At 67.1% G+C, this 2522-nt stretch carries 1 protein-coding gene and 1 pseudogene; both read right to left on the bottom strand.

The features are described 5' to 3' along the window. Window positions 1–358: 358 nt before the first annotated feature. Window positions 359–1687, bottom strand: a complete 1329-nt coding sequence (tyrS, locus tag ACLN58_RS20905; RefSeq protein ID WP_415857149.1) for a tyrosine--tRNA ligase — start codon at window positions 1685–1687, stop codon at window positions 359–361. Next, window positions 1684–2522: pseudogene (locus ACLN58_RS20900) on the bottom strand (AAA family ATPase); the annotation flags it as partial. The pseudogene ACLN58_RS20900 and the gene tyrS, both read right to left, overlap by 4 nt.

The raw sequence follows: 2522 nt of genomic DNA, 5'->3' as shown, positions 1-2522 counted from the left end.
AGGCGCACGAGAAAGCACCAGGACCAGGCAAACAGCCATCAAAAAAAATGGCATCAAATCCAAACATGGCACGCTATTGAGTTCTCAAACAACAGGCCCAACAGGAATAACCGAAAACCTCCGGCATCGCCCCTGCGGAACGAAGTTATAATTTACCTTCCTCGTCGCCGGGCTGCAAATCCGTGGATCAGATCCGCGAAGTGCGCCAAACGGCTTGTCAAGGAAGGGTTTTGGTCCCCGCCGAGCGGCGGCGACTCGAAGTACACTACACGCCCCCACCAGAGACGGCAAATCCGCCCAGACTCTCGGGCGTGTCGCGCGTGAGTCTGGGCGGATCGGGTGCTAAACCGCGGGTGCGTCAGTCGGTGAGAATCGCCGTCGCGAGGCTCTTCTTGCCGCGCCGGACCAGGAAGTAGCGGCCATGCAGGGCAAGCTCGGAATCGACCACGGCGTCCGGATCTGTCACCTTGACGTTGTTCACGTAGGCCCCGCCCTCCCCCACGGTGCGGCGGGCAGCGGACTTGCTCTCCGACAACCCCGTGGCGACCAGAAGATCCACGATGCCCAGCTGTGCGGGAGTGACCGCCGCCGTCGTCAGTTCCGCGGTCGCGGCCTCGAGCGTGCCCTCGTCGAGCACGCCCAGATCGCCGTTGCCGAACAGCGCGGCTGACGCGGCGATGACCTTCTCCGTCGCGTCGACCCCGTGAACCACGGACGTCACCTCGAACGCGAGGCGACGCTGGGCCTCCCTGGCGAAGGGACGCTCCTTGACCGCGGCCTCAAGCTCCTCGATTTCGGCCCGTGAGAGGAACGTGAAGATCTTGAGCCGGTCGATCACGTCCGCGTCCGAGGCGTTGAGCCAGAACTGGTAGAACGCGTACGGCGAGCACATCGACGCGTCGAGCCAGATCGCGTTGCCCTCGCTCTTGCCGAACTTCGTGCCGTCCGAGTTCGTGATGAGCGGCGTCCCCATGGCGTGCACGGTCTTGCCCTCGACCTTGCGGATGAGCTCCGTGCCGCTCGTGAGGTTGCCCCACTGATCCGAGCCGCCGGTCTGCAGGACGCACCCGTAGTCCCGGTACAGCTCGAGGTAGTCCATGCCCTGCAGAATCTGGTAGCTGAACTCGGTGTAGGAGATGCCCTCGTCCGAGGCGAGCCTCGACGCGACAGCGTCCTTGCGCAGCATTGTGCCCACCCGGAAGTGCTTCCCGACGTCGCGCAGGAAGTCGATCGCCGAGAGCGGCGCCGTCCAGTCGAGGTTGTTGACCATGCGGGCAGCGTTCTCGCCCTCGAAGCTCAGGAAGCGCTGCACCTGGGCCCTCAGGTAGCCGACCCACTCGGCGACGGTGTCCTTCGTGTTGAGGGTGCGCTCCGCCGTCGGCCGCGGGTCGCCGATGAGACCCGTCGAGCCGCCCACGAGCCCCAGCGGCTTGTGCCCCGCGAGCTGGAGCCGGCGCAGGAGCAGGAGCTGGACGAGGTTGCCTAGGTGCAGGCTCGGCGCCGTCGGATCGAAGCCGCAGTAATACGTGATCGGGTCTCCCGCGAGCAGGGCCTCGAGTTCGGCCTCATCGGTGGAGACGTGGACGAGGCCACGCCACTTGAGCTCTTGCCAAACGTTGGGGAAGCTCGAATCGTTCTTCTGCGCGGTGAGTAGTGTCTGCGGCACGGCTTCTACGGTATCAGTCACGCGTCAACCAATTCGGTCCCGATGCCAGCCGGAAGCGGCTCCGACGCAATGAGCCGTAGGCGCTGCGTGGGACGGGTCATGGCCACGTACAGATCGCCCACGCGGCCGTGGTGGGAATCAATGAGCTCCGACGGCTCGAGCACCACGACGCCGTCGAACTCGAGGCCCTTGGCCTCGCGCGGATCGATCACGACGATGTCCTGGTCGAAACTGCCCGCGCCCGCGCCCACTCGCCTGCCGTAGACGGCGTGAAGGGCCGCGCGGGCCGGCTCCACGAGCTCCTCGGGGGCGATCACGGCGACGAGCCCGCCGTCGGCCGCCTCAAGCTCTTCGGGCATCGCGGCGACAAGCCGCCCGATGACCCCACCGGTGGCCACACGGTCCACGACGGGCGGCCACTGGCCCTCCCGCACGGCCTTGGGCGCGGACACGGTGAGTCCAGCCGCGGCCGCCATGCGCGCGGCGGCCTCCGCGATCTGGCTCGGCGTGCGGTAGTTGACGGTGAGCTCCTCGAGCCGCCAGCGGTCGTCGAAGAACGGCGTGAGCGCGTCAGCCCACGACGAGGCACCGGCCGCGGCGCTCGTCTGCGCGATGTCGCCCACGATCGTGAAGGACTTGAGCGGACAGCGCCGCACGAGCAGGCGCCACTGCATGTAGGAAAGCTCCTGGGCCTCGTCGACGATGATGTGCCCGTAGGCCCACGTTCGGTCACCGACCGCGCGCTCCGCCGCCGTGAGCCGCGCCTCCGACTCCTGCTGCAGGTCCGCGAGGTCCTCGGCGCTCACCACGCCGTCGACACCCTGCTCGCGCAGCGCGTGGTCGAGGTTCGCGAGCG

It is taken from the genome of Sinomonas sp. G460-2 (genome assembly GCF_047759905.1).
GTDB lineage: Bacteria > Actinomycetota > Actinomycetes > Actinomycetales > Micrococcaceae > Sinomonas.
The sequence above is the reverse complement of the archived record's forward strand: the minus strand, read 5'-3'. Positions and strand labels throughout refer to the sequence as shown.